Annotated in this window: 16 protein-coding genes and 1 pseudogene; 4 read left to right on the top strand and 13 right to left on the bottom strand. The window is 73.4% G+C overall.

Annotated features, from left to right (window positions below):
* Positions 1 to 57: 57 nt before the first annotated feature.
* Entirely contained in the window at positions 58 to 1,257 is a 1,200-nt protein-coding gene (locus tag QMZ92_RS15010) for a serine/threonine-protein kinase (protein ID WP_502962063.1), read from the top strand.
* 32 nt (positions 1,258 to 1,289) lie between these two features.
* Here the strand turns inward: QMZ92_RS15010 and QMZ92_RS15005 are convergent, their stop codons facing one another.
* From QMZ92_RS15005 to QMZ92_RS14965, 9 genes are all read right to left on the bottom strand, one after another.
* On the bottom strand, positions 1,290 to 2,108 hold the full coding sequence (locus QMZ92_RS15005) for a TrmH family RNA methyltransferase (protein ID WP_283297880.1): 819 nt from the start codon (positions 2,106 to 2,108) through the stop codon (positions 1,290 to 1,292).
* Between the two features lie 64 nt (positions 2,109 to 2,172).
* The gene (gene cobA / locus QMZ92_RS15000; protein ID WP_283297879.1) at positions 2,173 to 3,441 is read right to left on the bottom strand and encodes a uroporphyrinogen-III C-methyltransferase; all 1,269 of its coding nucleotides are present in this window, start codon (positions 3,439 to 3,441) and stop codon (positions 2,173 to 2,175) included.
* Between the two features lie 364 nt (positions 3,442 to 3,805).
* Positions 3,806 to 7,525 (bottom strand): nicotinate-nucleotide--dimethylbenzimidazole phosphoribosyltransferase, encoded by a 3,720-nt coding sequence (gene cobT, locus QMZ92_RS14995; protein ID WP_283297878.1) that lies wholly within the window; start codon positions 7,523 to 7,525, stop codon positions 3,806 to 3,808.
* A 369-nt stretch (positions 7,526 to 7,894) separates the two neighbouring features.
* Positions 7,895 to 9,109, bottom strand: a complete 1,215-nt coding sequence (gene cbiE, locus QMZ92_RS14990; protein WP_283297877.1) for a precorrin-6y C5,15-methyltransferase (decarboxylating) subunit CbiE — start codon at positions 9,107 to 9,109, stop codon at positions 7,895 to 7,897.
* A 342-nt stretch (positions 9,110 to 9,451) separates the two neighbouring features.
* Positions 9,452 to 10,090, bottom strand: a complete 639-nt coding sequence (locus QMZ92_RS14985; RefSeq protein ID WP_283297876.1) for a GNAT family N-acetyltransferase — start codon at positions 10,088 to 10,090, stop codon at positions 9,452 to 9,454.
* 179 nt (positions 10,091 to 10,269) lie between these two features.
* Positions 10,270 to 11,133: a MetQ/NlpA family ABC transporter substrate-binding protein gene (locus tag QMZ92_RS14980; RefSeq protein WP_283297875.1), complete on the bottom strand. Its 864-nt coding sequence runs from the start codon at positions 11,131 to 11,133 to the stop codon at positions 10,270 to 10,272.
* 107 nt (positions 11,134 to 11,240) lie between these two features.
* Positions 11,241 to 11,909 carry a methionine ABC transporter permease gene (locus QMZ92_RS14975; RefSeq protein ID WP_283297874.1) on the bottom strand — a complete coding sequence of 223 codons (669 nt, stop codon included), beginning with the start codon at positions 11,907 to 11,909 and terminating at the stop codon, positions 11,241 to 11,243.
* Positions 11,906 to 12,982 (bottom strand): methionine ABC transporter ATP-binding protein, encoded by a 1,077-nt coding sequence (locus QMZ92_RS14970; RefSeq protein WP_283297873.1) that lies wholly within the window; start codon positions 12,980 to 12,982, stop codon positions 11,906 to 11,908. The genes QMZ92_RS14975 and QMZ92_RS14970 overlap by 4 nt, the downstream gene beginning before the upstream one ends.
* A 322-nt stretch (positions 12,983 to 13,304) precedes the next feature.
* On the bottom strand, positions 13,305 to 13,472 hold the full coding sequence (locus QMZ92_RS14965; protein WP_283297872.1) for a hypothetical protein: 168 nt from the start codon (positions 13,470 to 13,472) through the stop codon (positions 13,305 to 13,307).
* 99 nt (positions 13,473 to 13,571) lie between these two features.
* Between QMZ92_RS14965 and QMZ92_RS14960 the strand changes: the two genes are divergently transcribed.
* Positions 13,572 to 13,931 carry a hypothetical protein gene (locus QMZ92_RS14960; protein WP_283297871.1) on the top strand — a complete coding sequence of 120 codons (360 nt, stop codon included), beginning with the start codon at positions 13,572 to 13,574 and terminating at the stop codon, positions 13,929 to 13,931.
* A gap of 1 nt (position 13,932) precedes the next feature.
* The gene (locus QMZ92_RS14955) at positions 13,933 to 14,379 is read left to right on the top strand and encodes a hypothetical protein (protein ID WP_283297870.1); all 447 of its coding nucleotides are present in this window, start codon (positions 13,933 to 13,935) and stop codon (positions 14,377 to 14,379) included.
* Between the two features lie 105 nt (positions 14,380 to 14,484).
* Here QMZ92_RS14955 and QMZ92_RS14950 read toward each other — a convergent pair whose 3' ends face one another.
* From QMZ92_RS14950 to QMZ92_RS14940, 3 genes are all read right to left on the bottom strand, one after another.
* The gene (locus tag QMZ92_RS14950; protein ID WP_283297869.1) at positions 14,485 to 15,012 is read right to left on the bottom strand and encodes a GNAT family N-acetyltransferase; all 528 of its coding nucleotides are present in this window, start codon (positions 15,010 to 15,012) and stop codon (positions 14,485 to 14,487) included.
* A gap of 36 nt (positions 15,013 to 15,048) precedes the next feature.
* A complete protein-coding gene (locus QMZ92_RS14945) occupies positions 15,049 to 15,726 on the bottom strand; it encodes a sigma-70 family RNA polymerase sigma factor (RefSeq protein WP_283297868.1) in 678 nt (225 codons plus the stop codon).
* A gap of 143 nt (positions 15,727 to 15,869) precedes the next feature.
* A complete protein-coding gene (locus QMZ92_RS14940; protein ID WP_283297867.1) occupies positions 15,870 to 17,054 on the bottom strand; it encodes a glycerophosphodiester phosphodiesterase in 1,185 nt (394 codons plus the stop codon).
* 151 nt (positions 17,055 to 17,205) lie between these two features.
* On the opposite strand from QMZ92_RS14940, the gene QMZ92_RS14935 reads away from it, so the two are divergent.
* Entirely contained in the window at positions 17,206 to 17,970 is a 765-nt protein-coding gene (locus QMZ92_RS14935; protein WP_283297866.1) for a lysophospholipid acyltransferase family protein, read from the top strand.
* Positions 17,971 to 18,194: 224 nt separating this feature from the next.
* Here the strand turns inward: QMZ92_RS14935 and QMZ92_RS14930 are convergent.
* Positions 18,195 to 18,330 (bottom strand): annotated as a pseudogene (locus tag QMZ92_RS14930) (IS110 family transposase); the annotation flags it as partial.

Genomic DNA, 18,330 nt, shown 5'->3' with positions numbered 1-18,330 from the left:
CCCGCGGGTACGTAAGCTGTGCCACGTCAGAAGGACCACCGGCCGGCGGGGATGAACATGGCGATGATGCGGCTCCGGCGCGAGGATCCGCGTGTCGTCGGCTCGTTCAGGCTGCACCGGCGACTCGGCGCCGGCGGCATGGGGGTCGTGTACCTGGGCTCCGACCGGCGCGGTCAGCGCGTCGCGTTGAAGGTGATCCGCCCGGACCTCGCGGAGGACCAGGAGTTCCGGTCCCGCTTCGCCCGTGAGGTGTCGGCCGCCCGGCGGATCCGGGGCGGCTGCACGGCCCGGCTCGTCGCCGCGGACCTCGAGGCGGACCGTCCCTGGTTCGCCACCCAGTACGTTCCAGGACCGTCCCTGCACGACAGGGTGGCCGGGGAGGGCCTGCTGTCGGCCGCCGAGACGGCGGCCGTCGGGGCGGCGCTGTCCGAGGGTCTCGTGGCCGTCCACGAGGCCGGGGTCGTCCACCGGGACCTCAAGCCGTCGAACATCCTCCTCTCCCCCAAGGGCCCCCGGATCATCGACTTCGGCATCGCCTGGGCCACCGGCGCCAGCACGCTGACCCATGTCGGCACCGCGGTCGGCTCCCCTGGCTTCCTCGCCCCCGAGCAGGTGCGCGGCGCCGTGGTCACCCCCGCTACGGACGTCTTCTCGCTGGGGGCCACGCTGGCGTACGCCGCCACGGGCGACTCCCCCTTCGGGCACGGCAGTTCCGAAGTGATGCTCTACCGGGTGGTGCACGAGGAACCGCAACTGCACGGGGTGCCGGACGCACTGGCCCCGCTGCTGCACGCATGCCTGGCGAAGGACCCCGAGGAACGGCCCAGCACCCTGCAGTTGTCCATGCGGCTGAAGGAGATCGCGGCCCGTGAGGCGCAGGGGCTTTCGGAGGTGCGTCCCCCGGTCCAGCGGGAACGGACCGGGCAGGAGCCGGCGTCGGGGCGCAGCACCGCGCGGTACACGGAGCGGACGACCCACGGCAGGCCGCCGGGCACCGGGGGGAGCTCGGGGCCGGCCGCGTCCCGGGAACGGATGCCGGGAAGGCAGACATCCCGTACGGGCGGCTCGCGTCCGCCGCAGTCGCGCGGCGGCACGAAGACGGGCGGCCGGCCCGCGACCCGCCCCGGGACCAGGACCACGTCCACCGGGCGCAGGCCGGCCAATCCCCGCCTGCTGCGCCAGCGGATCTTCGTGTTCGTCGTGGTGACGCTCGTCGTGGCGCTGGGCATCACGGTGGCGCAGAGCCTGCGGGGCTAGGACGTGTCGCGGGCCCCCGGAAACCGGCCGGGTCAGTTCCCGGGGCGGCCCGTGGCCACCGCGTAGAACGCCACCGCCGCGGCCGCGCCGACGTTCAGCGAGTCCACGCCGTGGGCCATCGGGATGCGCACCCACTCGTCGGCCGCCATCAGGGCCTGCGTGGACAGTCCGTCACCCTCGGCGCCCAGCATCAGCGCGACGCGGTCCAGCCGGTGCGGAGCGACCTCGTCGATCGGCGACGCCTTCTCGTCCGGGGTGAGCGCGAGCAGCTTGAAGCCCGACTCCCGTACGGTCTCCAGCCCTTTGGGCCAGGAGTCGAGGCGGGCGTACGGAACGGAGAACACCGCGCCCATCGAGACCTTCACCGAACGCCTGTAGAGCGGGTCGGCGCAGTCGGGCGAGAGCAGCACCGCGTCCATGCCGAGGGCGGCGGCGCTCCGGAAGATCGCGCCGATGTTGGTGTGGTCGTTGACCGATTCCATGATCACGACACGGCGGGCGCCCCGCAGGAGTTCGCCGGCCGTCGGCAGGGGTTTGCGCTGCATGGACGCGAGGGCGCCCCGGTGGACGTGGTAGCCGGTGACACGTTCGGCGAGGTCCGGGCTGACCGCGTACACCGGAGCCGGGACCTCGTCGATCACGTCACGCATGACGTCGACCCACTTGGCGGAGAGCAGCATCGACCGCATCTCGTAACCGGCGTGCCGGGCACGGCGGATGACCTTCTCCCCCTCGGCGATGAACAGGCCCTCCGCGGGCTCGCGCTTACGCCGAAGCTCGACGTCGGTCAGGCCCGTGTAGTCGCGCAGGCGCGGGTCCTCGGGGTCGTCGACGGTGATGAGATCTGCCACAGGGTGATACTGCCTTGTCCGGGGAGAGGTGCCAACGGGCGGGACGGAGTTCCGTTACCGATGGTTACTTGTAAGGGCCCTCGGTGACGACATCGCCGATGACGATGACCGCGGGGGGGCGGACGTCCTGCGTCCTGACGGTCTCCGCGACCGTCGCGAGCGTCGCGTCCACCCGTCGCTGGGCGGCCGTGGTGCCCTCCTGCACCAGCGCGAGCGGGGTGTCCGGCGCCTTGCCGTGGGAGACGAGGGCCTCGGCGATGGCACCGATCTTGTCGACGCCCATGAGGATCACCAGCGTGCCGGTCAGCTTGGCGAGCGACTCCCAGTCGACGAGCGAACGGGGGTCGTCCGGCGCGACATGGCCGCTGACCACCGTGAACTCGTGTGCCACACCGCGATGGGTGACCGGGATGCCGGCGGCGCCCGGAACGGAGATCGAACTGGAGATGCCCGGCACGACCGTGCAGGCGATACCGGCCTCGGCCAGGGCCTGCGCCTCCTCCATGCCGCGGCCGAAGACGAACGGGTCGCCCCCCTTGAGCCGCACGACCGACCTGCCCGCCTTGGCGTGCTCGACGAGGGCGTTGTTGATCGCCTCCTGCGCCATGAAACGGCCGTACGGGATCTTCGCCGCGTCGATCACCTCGACGTGCGGCGGGAGTTCGTCGAGCAGGTCGCGCGGGCCGAGACGGTCGGCGATGACGACGTCGGCCTCGGCGAGCAGCCGGCGGCCGCGCACGGTGATCAGGTCGGGATCGCCCGGGCCGCCGCCGACGAGGGCGACGAACGGCGTCCGGTCGCGGCTGTGCGGTGCTGCGAGGGAACCGTCGCGCAGGCCCTCGACGATGGCGTCCCGCACGGCGGCCGACCGGCGCGGGTCCCGTCCCGTGAGCACCGCGACCGTCACACCCTCGCTGCGCCCGGTGGCCGGTGTCCACGCCGTGGCCGCTTCGGCGTCGTCGGACCGCACGCACCAGGTCTTCGTCCGCTCCGCCTCGGCGGAGGCGGACTCGTTGGCGACGGGGTCACTGGTGGCGACGAGCGCGTACCAGGCGTCGGCGATGTCCCCGTCCTGGTAGCGGCGGCGGGCCCAGGTGATCTCCCCCGACTCCGCCATGGCCTCGACGGACGGGGTCGCGGACGGCGAGATCAGGGTGATGTCGGCGCCGGCGGCGACGAGGGCCGGGAGTCGGCGCTGCGCGACCTGGCCACCGCCCAGAACGACGACGCGCCGTCCCGCGAGGCGGAGTCCGACGGGGTAGGCGGGGTGCTCCTCGCGGGAGTCGTGCTGCGGGTGCGCGGGGCTCTTGGCTTGCTCGGCGGGCTCGGCCATGGCGGTGCGGCTCCTCGGTGCGGCGGTGCGGGGCCGCTGCGACGGTGAAGCGGCTGGTGGGAACGGGTGGGACGGTCCTGGCGAACACGATACGGGGTGGGAGGCGCGGCATTGCCGGGGCCGGGAGGGACGGCTCGCGGCCCGGGCAAAGGCGGTCCCGCTCCCGCACACCGCGACGCCCGCACAGCGGTCGCCGCGCGGGCCCGCACCTCGGCACAAGGGCGCACCGCCGGCACGAGCGCGGAACGCCCGCGCACGGGCGCATCGGCACAGGCATCGGCGTGGACGAGGAACGCCCGCGCACAGGCGCGGCACCGGCACGGACGCGCCACCCGTCACGGGTGGCGCGTGCCCTGCCACCGCGCTACTTCTCCGTGACGCCGGCCGAGTCGAACGTCGCCACCTCGTGCATCGCGCGGGCCGCGCTCTGGACGAGCGGGAGCGCGAGCAGTGCGCCCGTACCCTCACCGAGGCGGAGGTCCAGGTCGACCAGCGGACGCAGGCCCAGCTTGTTCAGGGCGGCGACATGGCCGGGCTCGGCGCTGCGGTGGCCGGCGATGCACGCCGCGAGGGCCTCCGGGGCCACCGCCCGGGCGACCAGCGCCGCGGCGCCCGCGGAGACACCGTCCAGGACGACCGGCGTACGCAGCGACGCACCGCCCAGGATGAAGCCGACCAGGGCCGCGTGCTCCAGGCCGCCGACCGCCGCGAGAACGCCGACGGGGTCGGCCGCGTCCGGCTGGTGGAGTTCCAGCGCACGACGGACGACATCCACCTTCCTGGCGTGCATCTCGTCGTTGATGCCGGTGCCGCGCCCGGTGACCTCCGACGGGTCCACACCGGTGTAGACGGAGATCAGCGCGGCCGACGACGTGGTGTTGGCGATGCCCATCTCACCGGTGAGCAGTGCCTTGTTGCCCGCGGAGACCAGGTCGCGGGCGGTCTCGATGCCCACTTCGATCGCGGCGAGTACCTCCTCGCGGCCGAGCGCGGGGCCGGTCGTGAAGTCGGCCGTTCCGGGACGCACCTTCCGCGGCAGCAGCCCGGGGGTGGCCGGGAGGTCGGAGGCGACACCGACGTCGATGACGCAGACCTCCGCACCGACCTGGTTGGCGAAGGCGTTGCAGACCGCTCCCCCGCCGAGGAAGTTCGCGACCATCTGGCCGGTCACCTCCTGGGGCCAGGCCGTGACTCCCTGGGCGTGCACCCCGTGGTCGCCGGCGAAGATCGCGACGGCCGCGGGCTCCGGGATCGGGGGCGGGCACATCCGGGACAGTCCGGCCAGCTGCGCGGAGATGATCTCGAGCATGCCGAGAGCGCCCGCGGGCTTGGTCATCCGCTTCTGCCGCTCCCACGCCTCGCCGAGCGCCTTGGCGTCCAGCGGGCGGATGTTGGAAACGGTCTCCTGGAGCAGGTCGTGGGGCTCCTCGCCGGGCAGGGCGCGGCGGCCGTAGGTCTCCTCGTGGACGACCCAGGACAGCGGCCGGCGCTTGGACCAGCCCGCCTGCATCAGTTCGGGCTCCTCGGGGAACTCGTCGACGTAGCCCACGCAGAGGTAGGCCACGACCTCCAGGTGCTCGGGCAGGCCGAGCGTGCGGACCATCTCGCGCTCGTCGAAGAAACTGACCCAGCCGACGCCGAGTCCTTCGGCGCGGGCGGCGAGCCAGAGGTTCTCGACGGCCAGGGCGGAGGAGTACGGCGCCATCTGCGGCTGGGTGTGCCGGCCGAGGGTGTGGCGGCCGCCGCGCGTCGGGTCGGCGGTGACGACGATGTTGACGGGTGTGTCGAGGATGGCCTCGATCTTCAGTTCCTTGAACTGCTTGGCCCGGCCCTTGGGAAGCGACTTGGCGTACGCCTCGCGCTGGCGCTGGGCGAGTTCGTGCATCGAGCGCCGCGTCTCGGCGGAGCGGATGACGACGAAGTCCCAGGGCTGGGAGTGGCCCACGGAGGGCGCGGTGTGCGCGGCCTCGAGGACCCGGAGCAGGACGTCGTGCGGGACGGGGTCGCTGCGGAAGCCGTTGCGGATGTCCCGGCGCTCGCGCATCACGCGGAGCACGGCTTCGCGTTCGGCGTCGGCGTATCCGGGCGCCGCCGTGCCGTGGATCTCCTCGGCGTCCGCCTCGACGTCCTCCCCGGCGCCCGGCAGGCTGTCGGCGACGGGGCGTGCCTCGGGCTCCCGGCCGGGCGCGGACTCGGCGGGCGACTCGGGCCCGGCCACCGGCCGGGACTCGGCGGGCGGCTCCGCTTCGGGGGCGGTTTCCTCCGCCCGGGCCGCTACGGACTCGGCGGCCGCGTTCCCGGCGGCCGCCGGCACGGCGGGCCGTTCGGCGTCCGCGGTGGCCTCGGCCCCGGGTGCCTGCTCGGCGGCGGGCACGGGGTCGAGTGCCCCGGGCTCGCCCGTGGAGCGGTCCTCGGGAGCCGGTCCGGCGGTCCCGGCCGGCTGCGTGGAGTCCAGGGCCTCGGCGCTCCGTCCGGTCCGCCCCGCCTGGTCGGCCGCAGCGGCATCGTCCTCGCCCTTCCCCTCGCGGGTCGCGGGCACGACGGCGACGGCTTCCGGCTCCGGAGCCGCACCGGATCCGGCTGCGGCGACGTCGTGTTGCGGAGCAACGACGGGTTCGGCCGCCTCGGCCACGGGCGCCGGTACGGACCCGGACGCGGTGACGGGCCGGGACGCCTCCGCGGGCTGGGGCTCCGGCTCCGGCCCGGAGACCATGACGGCCTCGGGGGGAGGCGTGGCGGCGGCAGGCGCGGGGGGCTCGACGGCAGGCTCGGGAGAGGGCGCGGGAGCCTCGGCGCCCAGCTGCCCCGCCTCGGCCGGCACGGCCACGGCCACCGGCGAGGTCGCGGGTCGGTGACTCCCCTGCAGGGGGGCGTCCGCCGCCGCGAACTGCCCGGTGGCCATGGACTCCGGGGCCGCCTCGGCGGGCACTCCCGCCGGATGCGGCCCGGACGCCGCCGGTTCGGCGACGGAGGCGGGAACGGCCTGCGGAGGGACCGTTTCGGCGGAGACCGGGGCGACCGCCCCGGGTGCGGCTTCCGCGGGGACGGCCGCGGCGGCCTGGGGTTGCGCATGCCGGGCGGCCCACGGGGACGCGCCCTGCGGAGGGATCGCGCCCAGCTGCGGACCGGGCGGCAGGTCCGCCTCGTCACGCGGTACGTCGAGGTACTCCGGTCCGCCGGCCGGCGGACCCGCGGAGGGGGCCGCCGTGGCTCCCTGCTGGGAGGCGGCGCCGCCGGCCCGATGGGCGGCGGGACCGCGGTCGGCGAGTGAGCGGACCACACCGCTGTTCGCCTCGGGAACCGGCGGGCCCATGTGGAGAGGACGGCGGGCCGGGGGCGGCGTCTGCGCGGGCGCGGCGGGCGGCGGCATCCGCACACCGCCGAGATCGAGGGATCCGGAGTCCCGGCCGCCGGCCTCGTGGGCACCGGCCTCGTGGGCACCGGCCTCGTACAAGGGCTGCTCCGCCGCGGCCTGCGCGTTCTGGGCGGGCTGACCGTGCGGAACGGCCCGGCCGTGCCCGGACTGCTGGTCGTGGGCCGCCGTCGGCTGTGCCGGAGCCGGCGGCTGCTCCTGGACGGCGGGCTGCCCCTGAGCGGCGGTCGCGGCCCGTGCGGCCACCCCCTGCTCGGCCGTCAACGGCCCGGCAGTTGCCTGCGCGTGGGCGGCCTGCTGCGGCACGCCCTGGGCGGGGGTGGCCTGCTGCTCGGCCGTTCGGAGCCGCTCCTCGTGAACCGCGTTCTGCTGCTCCTGCGCCAGGTGCGCGTGCGGCTGCTCGGGCGCGGCCGCCTCGGCCCCGGCGTACCCCGGCGCGGCCTGGGCGACCGGTACCGGCTGGACGTGCCCCGTGCCCTGGGCCGCCGCCGGGGCCGGCTCGGGCGGCGTGGGCGGGGCGGCGGCCGGGTCGCTCCACGCTCCCTGTGCGCCCGGCATCAGGAGCAGGTCGTCGTCCTCGGTGACGGCTTCTGGGGCACCGCCGGAGTGGTCGAGGTAGGTGTACGCACCGGGAGCGGGGACGCCCGGCTGCTCCACCATGCCTGCGTTCTCCGGCAGTCCCTGGCCCGGGACCTGGCCGGTGTCAGTCATGCGTACCCCTCGCCCATCGGTTGTGCTCCTTCAGACCTTCGCCCGGGACGCCCGATCGCGGCACACACCCGTGCCCGTCACTACAAGAACGAGCGTGTGCCCGACGCGGCACGAAAGCCCGCGGACACAAGCATTGTCGTGGGCGTTCGCGTCCGCGGCAGCAGGATTCGCCACGGTTCGGTGTGGACTGCGCCACGTTGCGCCTCCCCCAGTCGCGCCGTACCACAGCGGGGGGCAAAATCGCCCCCCTTTTTCGGATATTGACGAGCGAATCGACCAACGCCCGGCTGCGGTACAACGATCGGCCAGCCTACCGCGCCACGGTTCCGCGCCCGGTCCAGGGGCGGCCGGGGAACGGCCGCCGAGTGGTCAGGAAACCGGTTCCCGACGGTGACCGGCGAGCAGGAAGACGACCGACCGCTCGCGTTCCGACCAGTCGCCGGTATCGAGCTCGACGGACTGGAGGAGCGCGCACTCGACGACGTAGCCACCCTCCGTGAGCGCCGCGCTGATCGCCTCGGCCTCGTCCCGGGTGGAGGCGTGGGTGACGATGCGCTCGGGCCTGCGGTCGGCGCAGGCGGTGACGACGGGGACCCCGCCCCCGCCGATCCGTACGACGTCCGGTTCGGGGAGCCGTTCCAGGACGTGCGGCGCCCGGCCGCGGACGGTCTGCAGGAGGACGCCGTGGCGGCGGGCGGCGGCGTCCGCCCGGATGCAGGCGGCGGGGTCGTCGTCGACGGCGATCACCGCGGCGCCGAAGCGGGCGGCGTCTGCGGCCAGCTCCCCGCTGCCGCAACCGATGTCCCACACGAGGTCGCCCAGGCGCGGGCCGAGCCGGGCGAGTTGGGCGGCGCGCAGCTGGAGCGACTCGCTCTCGACGGCCTGCCGGCTCTCGCCGCCCGGCAGGGCCCAGCCACGTACCTGTGCGGAGGAGCCGGGCTCCCCGCCGGCGACCCAGCCGGCGCCGCCCTGGGCGCCAGCGGCGCCGCCGATGACGATGACGACGTTGGGGTCGCGCCAGTTGTGGTCGGCGACCTTGTCGGAGGTCAGCACGGTGACCTGCTCGCGCTCGGTACCGAGTTCCTCGCAGATCACGAAGGTGCGGTGGACGCCGTCGAGGAGCAGGGCGAGCTCGGCAGGTCCGGCGCCCGGGGACGTGAGGACGGCGACCTTGGGACGGGCCCGGCAGACGTTGACCGCGCGGCGCAGCGTGCGGCTGTGGGCGACGACGATCTGGGCGTCGTCCCAGGGCATCCCCGCCCGGGCGAAGGCGGCGGCGACGGAGGAGACGGCGGGAACGACCTCCACCTCGAGGCCGTGCTGCGGTGCGCGCAGGTTGCGTACCACGCCGAAGAAGCCCGGGTCGCCGTCGGCGAGGACGACGGGGCTGCCCCGGTGTCCCGCGATCCTGCGGGCGGCGAGGTCGACGCTGCCGAGTCGGATGCGTTCGGCGCCCGGCGGTACTTCGGGAAGCGCCAGGTGGTGGGCGGCCCCGGCGACGAGCGTGGCCGCGGACAGGGCGGACCTGGCGGCCGCGGTCAGCGGCGAGCCGTCCCAGCCGATCACCGTGACCCGGTCGGCCATCGTCGTCTTTCTCCTGGTGTCGTCGCAGGTGAGGACCGTACCCACGGGGTGCGGGGCAGGCAGGGCCGAGGGTACCCGGTGTCGGTGACGGGCGGAGGTGCGGGCCGGTGCGGTGCGGGGTCTCCCGGTTCCTGTGGCCCGGCCCGCGTCCGCGGGGCACCGTGCGGGGTGCGCCCGCCTCCCGCTGCGTCCGGCCGGAGACCGGCGTCCACCCGCCTCGTGGCGCGTACGGCGCGGTCTAGGGGGCCGTCCGTCCTGGATGCCCTGCCCGGCCGGGTCCGTACGTCCCCCGTCTCCAGGGCCCGGCCCGCGGTCCGCGGTCCGGCCGACGCCGGCGGCCGGTCAATTCCAGTCGGTGTACGCCCCGAACCCGCCCGCCTCCGCCATCTGGTCGGCGACCCCTTCCAGATCCTCGGGGAGCAGGCTCCAGACGATGAAATCGGTGCGCAGATCGGCCCAGCCCCCGCCCTCGGTGCGGGTGCGGGCTATACAGGCGCCGCGCAGGACGCCCTCGCTTATGCAGCCGATCTTCTGGGCGACCTGCTGGGAGGCGGTGTTGTCGGCGGCGGTGCGCAGTTCGAGGCGCTCGAAGCGCTGGTCACGGAAGAGCCACTGGGCGGTGGCGAGGGCCGCCTCGGAGGCGTAGCCCTCGCCGCGGGCCCAGGGGGCGATGATGTACGACATCTCGGTGGCGCGCACCCGCCAGTCGGTCCTGCTCAGCTGGACGACCCCGACCAGGCGCTGGGTGAGGAACTCGGTGACGGCGAGGTCGATGCCCCGGCCCGCGGCGCGTTCCGTGGGGGCGCGGTCGGCGATCCAGCCGTGGGCCGCGGCCTCGGTGTAGGGCTGGGGCGCGGCGGTCCAGGCGGCGACCTGTTCGTCGTTCATCATCTCGGCGAGGGCGGGGGCGTCGGCGGGTTCGAGCGCGCGCAGCACCAACCGCTCCGTGCTGATGGAGATGTCCGGGAAGGTGGTAGTCATGCGCAGCTCCATGCCGAAGACCGTCGTAAGGGCCGTAAAGGCACAGCATGCAGCATCACGGCGGCGATGTGCATGGCCGGGTCGGTGCGGCCCACGATACGCCGCGCGGCCCCGCGCACCACCGGGGGTGCGCGGGGCCCTCGTTCATGGGTAGGTTCTCAAGGGCCTTACAAACGGCGTCACTTGGCGGGAGCGCCGAACGCCGGGACGACCGAGCCGGTGTAGGTGTCCTCGATGTGCCTCATCACCTCGGGGGAGTTGAGGAGCTTCGCGAGCTTCGCAACGCGCGCGTCCTTCTCGTTGCCCTTCTTGACGGCGAGGAAGTTGGCGTAGGGGTTGCCCTCCGCCTCCTCCAGGACGAGGGCGTCCTCGGAGGGCTTGAGGTCCGCCTCGATGGCGTAGTTGCCGTTGATGACGGCGGCGTCGACGTCGTTCAGGGCGCGGGGCACGGTGGCGGCCTCCAGTTCCTTGAACTCCAGGCCCTTCTTGTCGGTGACGTCGGACAGCCTGGCGCCGGTGCCGACGCCGGGCTTGAGGGTGATGAGGCCGTGTTCGGCGAGGAGTTGGAGGGCGCGGCCCTCGTTGGTGGTGTCGTTGGGGACGGCGACGGTCTGCCCGGGCTTGATGTCCTCGACCGACCGGGCCTTCTTGGAGTACAGGCCGAGCGGCTCGAGGTGGACGTCGACCACCGGGACCACCGTGGTGCCGTTCTTCCTGTTGAAGTCGTCCAGGTACGGCTTGTGCTGGAAGTAGTTCGCGTCGACCTGGCCGGACTGGGTGGCGGTGTTCGGCAGGACGTAGTCCGTGAACTCCCTGACCTCCAGCTCGAGGCCGGCCTTGCCGGCGAGGTTCTCCTTGACGAAGTTCAGGATGTCGGCGTGCGGGGTCGGGGAGGCAGCGACGACGAGGGGCCCGGACTCGGCGGCCTTGTCGCCGGCCCCGGCCGCGGCCGGGTCGGAGGCGGTGCCGCAGGCCGTGAGGCCGAGCGCGAGCACGGCGGTTGCGGCGAGGGCGAGCTTGGTGTTCTGGCGGGAGTTGCGCACGAAGAGTGCCTCTTTCTGGTGTTGCGGTGATGACGCCCGGACAAGGAGTGCGGGCTTCTCCGGAGGGGCCGGGGCGAAGCGCCGGCCCGGGTGGTGCGGGGTGGCGGTCAGGCGGTGCGGCCTCGGCGGGCCAGCAGCCGGACGATCCCGTCGCCGATCAGCTGTACGGCCGTGACGACGGCGATCAGGACGACGACCGTGACGAGCATGAACTCGGTCTCGAACCGCTGGAAACCGTAGGTGACCGCCTTGGAGCCGAGGCCCTCTCCGCCGACCGCGCCGGCCATGGCCGAGTAGCCGACGAGCACGATCACGGTGGTGGTGACCGCTGCGACGATCGAGGGCAGGGCCTGCGGGAGCAGCACCTTGCGGATGATCGTCGGGATGGACCCGCCCATGGACTGGACGGCTTCGACCAGTCCGTGGTCGACCTCGCGGATCGCCGTCTCGACGAGTCGCGCGAAGAACGGGATGGCGCCGACGGCCAGCGGCACGATCATGGCGGTGGGGCCGATGAAGGTGCCGACCACGGCCGTGGTGAAGGGGATCAGCGCGATCAGCAGGATGATGAAAGGCAGCGAGCGGCCGATGTTCACGACGACGCCGACCGCCTTGTTCACCGGGGTGTTCTGCAGCAGCCCGCCCTTGTCGGTGAGGACGAGGAGGATGCCGAGGGGCAGTCCGCCGATCACGGTGACCAGGGTGGACCACAGGACCATGTAGAGGGTGTCCAGGGTGCCCTGGGTGAGCAGGGGCTGCATCTCCGACCACGTCACTTGACGGCCTCCTTCACCGGTGCGGCACCCCGGGCCCCGTTGCTCTGCGCGGGCACCGCGGCCGGCGCGTCCTCGTCCACGACGTCGACCTGCAGACCCTGCTCGCGCAGGAAGCCGACGGGTACGACGTTGTCCTCGTAGCGGCCGGGCAGCTCGATGCGCATCCGGCCGATCTGCTTGCCGCCGACGGTGTCCATCGCGGCGCCGAGGATCGATATGTCGATGTTGTAGGTGCGGGACAGCCGGGACACCACCGGCTGGGCGGCTGTGTCGCCGCGGAAGGTGACGTCCACGACGGTGCGGTCCGGACCGGAGGCGTCCCCGGTGACGGGGAACAGCTCGTGGGCGAGCTCGGAGCCGGGCGTGGCGAGCAGTTCGCCGACCGTGCCGGACTCGACGATCCGGCCCCCCTTCATCAGGGCGGCGGAGTCGCAGACGGTCTTGACGACCTCCATCTCGTGGGTGATGAGGAGCACGGTCAGCCCGAGCTGCCGGTTGAGGTCGCGCAGCAGTTGGAGGACGGACCGGGTGGTCTCGGGGTCGAGGGCGCTGGTGGCCTCGTCGGAGAGCAGCACCTTGGGGTTCCCCGCGAGGGCGCGGGCGATACCGACGCGCTGCTTCTGGCCGCCGGAGAGCTGTCCGGGATGGACCCCGGCCTTGTCGGCGAGGCCGACGAGGTCGAGGAGTTCGAGGGCGCGGCGTGAACGTTCGGCTCCGGAGACGCCGAGGATCTCCAGCGGCAGTTCGACGTTGTCCCGCACGGTGCGCGAGGACAGCAGGTTGAAGTGCTGGAAGACCATGCCGATGCGGCTGCGCGCCCGGCGGAGTTCCCTTCCGGCGCGGTTGCCGCGTCCGGCGAGGGCGGTGAGGTCGGTGCCGTCGACGACGACGCTGCCGGAGGTGGGGCGTTCGAGCAGGTTCACGCAGCGGATGAGGGAGGACTTCCCGGCTCCGCTGCGGCCGATGACGCCGAACACCTCGCCTTCGCGGACGTGCAGGTCGACGCCGTCGAGAGCGGTGATGTCGCGGCCTCGCGACTGGTAGACCTTGGTGAGGCCGGTGGTGGTGATCACAGGGTTTCCGTCACTGTCGAGTGCCCGGCGCGGGGTTCCCTCGCCGGGCACGGGGCATGTCGTCTCGGGGACAGCCGGCGCAGCACGGGTCGCCGGTTCGGCAGCGTGTGCGCGGGCAGGCTCGGTCCGTCGCCGTCACGGCGGACACGGCTTGGCTGCTGTCGGGGGCTCGCTTCGGGGCGCGAGGCTCAGGCAGGGGCCCTCAGAAGGCGCGCATTCGACACATGCGACGAGCACCGGGCGTCGTGATCGCCTCGGTCGCAAGGGTGCGGCTGCTCGTCGTGGTCATGCGGCCAGTAAAACAGACCGCCACGGGAGCGGATCACGGCCGTCCGAATAGCGGAATGACCGAGTCCGGGATCCGGACGCACCGGCTGACGGCGACGATCTCCACCCCGTGGGCCTCGGACCGCGCGTACACGGCCGGCAGGACCGGGACGGCGATGCCGGCGGCCGGCTCGGAGGCGACACGGCTCGTGGTCGACGCCACGGCCGTTCGTCCCGGCGGCGCGGCCCGCGCCCACCCCGCTCACGGATCCCGCCGGGGCCGCGCGCATGGGGCCTTTTGGCCCGTAATACGCTCTCACCCATGCTCGTCGCCCTGACCGTCGCGGTGTCCGTGGCCGCTCTCGCCCTCGCCGCCTGGTGCGGTTTCGCCGCCTTCCGGGACCAGCCCACCAAGGACTGGCACTTCATCGGCATGGCCGTGGTCACGCTGCTGGCGCTGGTCCAACTGGTGATCGGGGTGGTGCAGCTGGCGAGGGGCGAGAAGGCCGACGAGGGTGCGACGATCTTCATCGCCTATCTGATCGGAGCGTTCGCCGCGGTTCCCGCTGCCGGATTCCTGTCGCTGGCCGAGCGGACCCGCTGGGGTTCGGCGACGGTCGCGGCCGGGGCGGTCGTGCTGGCGGTGCTGGAGGTCCGGCTCCACGACATCTGGGGAGGCTGAGATGGCCGGCGAGGCAGGGGCGACCGGGCGCACCGCCGAGGGCGGCGTCCGGGAGGCGTCGGCGACGAGGCTGGTCAAGGGCCCCGGGCTGCTGCTGGTCTGGCTGTACGGGGTGATGTCGGTGGGTGCCGTGTCGCGCTCGGTGTACCAGATCGCCACCGAGTACGAACGGGCCCCGCTCGCGTACTCGCTCTCCGCGATCGCCGCGGTGGTGTACGCGTTCATCACGTACACCCTGTTCCGCGGCGGCGAGCGGGCCCGCAGGGCGGCACTGGCCTGCTGCGCCGCGGAGCTGGTGGGCGTGCTGACCGTGGGCACGTGGACGCTGGTGGACCCGTCCGCCTTCCCGGACGCCACGGTCTGGTCCGACTACGGCATGGGGTACCTGTTCATTCCGGTGCTGCTGCCCGTGACCGGAATGCTCTGGCTGCGCCGGGCCCGGCGCTGAACCGGGCCCCGTCCACAGGCCGAACGGGCCCGCTCGACGGACCGGCCCCTCGCCCGCGAGCCGGGTCCCCTCGCCGAACCGGTCCTCTCGCCGAACCGCTCAGGACTACGCGCTGGTGACGAACGTCCCCGCGGTCCGGGCCGAGGGCACCGGGGCCGCCGCGTCCTTCTCCATCGTGACGAGCGTCAGCTTCGGGGTCAGCACCCGGGTGGACACGGTCGCGTAGCCGTGGCCGCGGTACAGGCGCAGGTTCCGCTCGCTGCGGTGGCCGGTGAGCAGCCGGAAGCGGCGGGCCGCGGGCTCGCCGGCGAACCGCGCCTCGATTGCGTCGAGCAGCCGGCCGCCGAGTCCGTGGCGCTGCATCCGGGGGTGGACGATGAGCTTGCCGATCGTGGCGGTGCCCTCGCCGTCGATCTCGCCGCGCACGGAGGCGATCACCTCGTCACCGAGGCGGGCCACCAGGGCGTGGCCGCGGTCGAGCTCGGCGCGCAGCTCGCCGAGGGTCTGGGTGAGCGGTTCCATGCGGTAGTCGCCGTAGAGCTCGGCCTCGCTCTGGTAGCACAGGTACTGCAGCTTGAGGATCTGTTCGGCGTCCTCTGCCGTTGCCGCTGAGATGGTCACGCTCATGCCCATGTGCGCATGCCTCCCGCTCACCTGCCGCCCGGTTGTCTACCGCTCCATTCCCCGGAGTTCAGGAGCCGCAACCTCTGTCGCGAGCATTCTGCGCAAGCATCCCAGGCAGCGGGAACGCATCGGCCCCAGACTTCCTTGTGAGATTCCCAACTCCCCTGCGATTTCGCTGTACGTGGGATCCTCCGGCGCCAGCATCGCAGTCAGCAGCCGGCGGCAGCGACCCGGCGCGCGGGCGACGGCGGCCCTCAGGACGCGGCGCCGTTCCGCGACGAGCGCGGCCCGTTCGGGGCAGGCGGCGGGTCCGGTGGCGGGCTCGGCGGTGTAGGGGCGTTCCCGCCGGGCGTGGTGCCGGGCGCGGCTCGCCTCCTCCCGTACGGCCCCCGCGACCCAGCCGGCGGCGTCGGACGGTGGGCCTTCGGCGTCGAGCCGTTCCAGCAGCCGCACCCAGACGGACTGTTCCAGGTCCCCGGAGTCCAGGGCCTCGCCGTGCGCCTCGGCGCTCGCCTCCGCCGCGACGAGCGGCCGCAGATCGCGCACGAGCGCTCCGGCGGCCCCCGACCACACGGCGCCGGAGGCGGTGCGGGCCCCGGCGGTGCCGCGGCCGGAGACCGGCCCTTGCCCGGTGGCGGTCCGGGCGACGGTCGCCGGCCTGGTCGCCGTCGTGCCCCGGGCGGTGACGGAGGGTGGGGCGGCGTCCTCTTCACACGGTGTCATGCCCTGCGGGACGCCCCGCCACGAGCTGCGGTTTCCGCCGTGGCACCGTCTCACCCGACCGCATGACGGCCGTACGGCTGCTGACGTGGGCCGGCCGGACGACGGTGGCCCGTCGCCCGGCCGGTGCGCGGTTCGACGGACCGTCAGCCGCCGACGAAGTCGGCGCGGGCCAGCAGCCCCGTGTCCGGGTTGTCGGTGAAGATCCCGTCGATGCCCTGCTCGAAGTACACCTTGAACGCGCCGAACACGTCCCCGTAGGCGTTCGGGTCCGTGCCGCGCCGGAAGTCGGCGGGCAGGAAGGAGTTCTCGTTCCGCATCGTGTACGGGTGCAGGATCAGACCCCGGGCGTGGGCGTCGCGGACGAGCGTGGTGGGCGTGCCCAGCCTGCCGCTCGCGTCCCTCGGCACGATGAGGTCGAGAGTGGGGCCGATGCCCTGCGCGAACGAGGCGATCCACTCCAGGCCCCGGGGTGTGACCAGGTCCGCGACCGTGCGCGGGTCACCGGCCTGGACGAAGTCCCAGGGGCGGGTGTTCGCACCGGAGAGCAGGACGACACGTGGCGAGTCCACCAGCTTCGCGAGCCGCTGGATGCTGCTCGGCTCGAACGACTGGAGGAAGACGGGCGAGTGCGCACGGTGCCGGCCGTAGCGGCGCAGCAGCTTCGCCAGGCGCTCCTCCAGGCCGAGGCCGATACCGCGGAAGTAGGTGGGGTGCTTGGTCTCGGCGTGCAGCCAGACCGGCCGGCCCCTGCGGCGGCCCTCCGCGTCGGCCCAGCGCAGCACCTCCTCGAAGGTGGGGATCGTCCACCGCCCGTCGTAGAGGGTGTTCTCCTGGCGGCTCGCCGGTATCCGCTCCTTGGCGCGCAGCGTCTTCAGCTCGGTGAGCGTGAAGTCCTCGGTGAACCAGCCCGTGATACCGACGCCGTCCACCGACTTGGTCGTCCGGCGCGAGGCGAACTCGGGACGGGAGGCGACGTCGGTGGTGCCGGTGATGTCGTTCTCGTGACGGCAGACCAGGTGACCGTCCTTCGTGGGCACCAAGTCCTGCTCGATGACGTGCGCCCCCATGTCCAGGGCCAGCCGGTAGGAGCCGATGGTGTGCTCCGGCCGGTAGCCGCTCGCCCCGCGGTGGGCGATGACGGTGGGCACCGGCAGCGAGCGGTGGCCGGAGCCGCCCCCGTGCCGCGCCGCCGGGGACGGCCGGTCCGCGGCGGCGCGTTCCGCGGCGTGCGCGCCCGGCCCGGTGGACATCCCCAGCGCCGCCGACCCGAGCACCGCCGCTCCCAGGAGGGTCCGCCGCCCAGGGGTGGTTTCCGCACCGTGTGTCATAGAACGTTCCTCCATTGACTGGTGATGTCCCGCACCCGATCGGCGGGGACGCGCGGCGGACAGGCTAGGCCGGGGGGCGTTACGTACGGGAGACCCAGGGCAAACGCGGACCAAACCCAGGTCAACACTGTGTATCTGCTCGGTGAACCCAATGTGCGGTCGGGTGCCACCCGCGAGTATCGTCCTCACCTGCAGAGACTTCGCCGACCGTACCGCCGTCCCGCTCCTGACACCGGAGGACCCGTTGTCCCGCTTGTCGCTCATCAAGGCAGTGCTCGGACCGATCCTGCGCCTGATGTTCCGCCCGCGTGTGGAAGGCGCGGAGAACATCCCCGGGGACGGCCCCGTCATCCTCGCAGGAAACCACCTCACCTTCATCGACTCGATGGTGCTGCCGATCGTGTGCGATCGGCCTGTCTACTTCATCGGCAAGGACGAGTACGTCACCGGCACGGGGCTCAAGGGCCGGCTGATGGCCTGGTTCTTCACCGGCGTCGGCATGATCCCGGTGGACCGGGACGGCGCGAACGGCGGTGTGGCCGCGCTGATGACGGGTCGGCGGGTGCTGGAGGAGGGCAAGGTCTTCGGCATCTACCCGGAGGGCACCCGCTCCCCCGACGGCCGTCTGTACCGCGGCCGTACGGGCATCGCGCGGCTCACCCTGATGACGGGCGCGCCCGTCGTCCCGTTCGCCATGATCGGCACGGACAAGCTCCAGCCGGGCGGCGCCGGCCTGCCGCGTCCGGGCCGGGTGACGGTCCGCTTCGGCAAGCCGATGGAGTTCTCGCGGTACGAGGGGATGGACCGGGACCGCTACGTGCTGAGGGCGGTGACCGACTCGGTGATGACCGAGGTGATGCGGCTGTCCGGCCAGGAGTACGTGGACATGTACGCCACGAAGGCGAAGGCCGCCTGAGCCTTCTCCGGACGGCCGGCTTCGTCCGGCCGCCCCAAGGGGCCGAGCCCTGGGCCCCGGCCGGAACCCTGCACGGGCGCGGCGCGCGGGTCGACGGCGCCGGGCCCGCGTGACCGCCGGCCAGGCACCCGGCCGGCAGATGACGCCGCCCCCCGCACGTCGTATGCGGGGGGCGGCGTCATGTGCGGGGGGTGCCTCTATGTCCTTCGTCAAGCCCGAGGTGGTCATGCGGCGGCTGCCTCGGGGACGCGTGACTCGTAGAAGGTGCCGTCGCGGAGCATGGCGAACAGGACGCTGATGCGGTGGCGAGCGAGTCGGAGGAGGGCCTGGGTATGGGTCTTCCCGCGGGCCCGGCAACGG

The sequence above is a fragment of the Streptomyces sp. HNM0645 genome (assembly GCF_030056615.1).
GTDB lineage: Bacteria > Actinomycetota > Actinomycetes > Streptomycetales > Streptomycetaceae > Streptomyces > Streptomyces marianii.
This window is presented reverse-complemented; position numbering and strand designations above follow the sequence as displayed.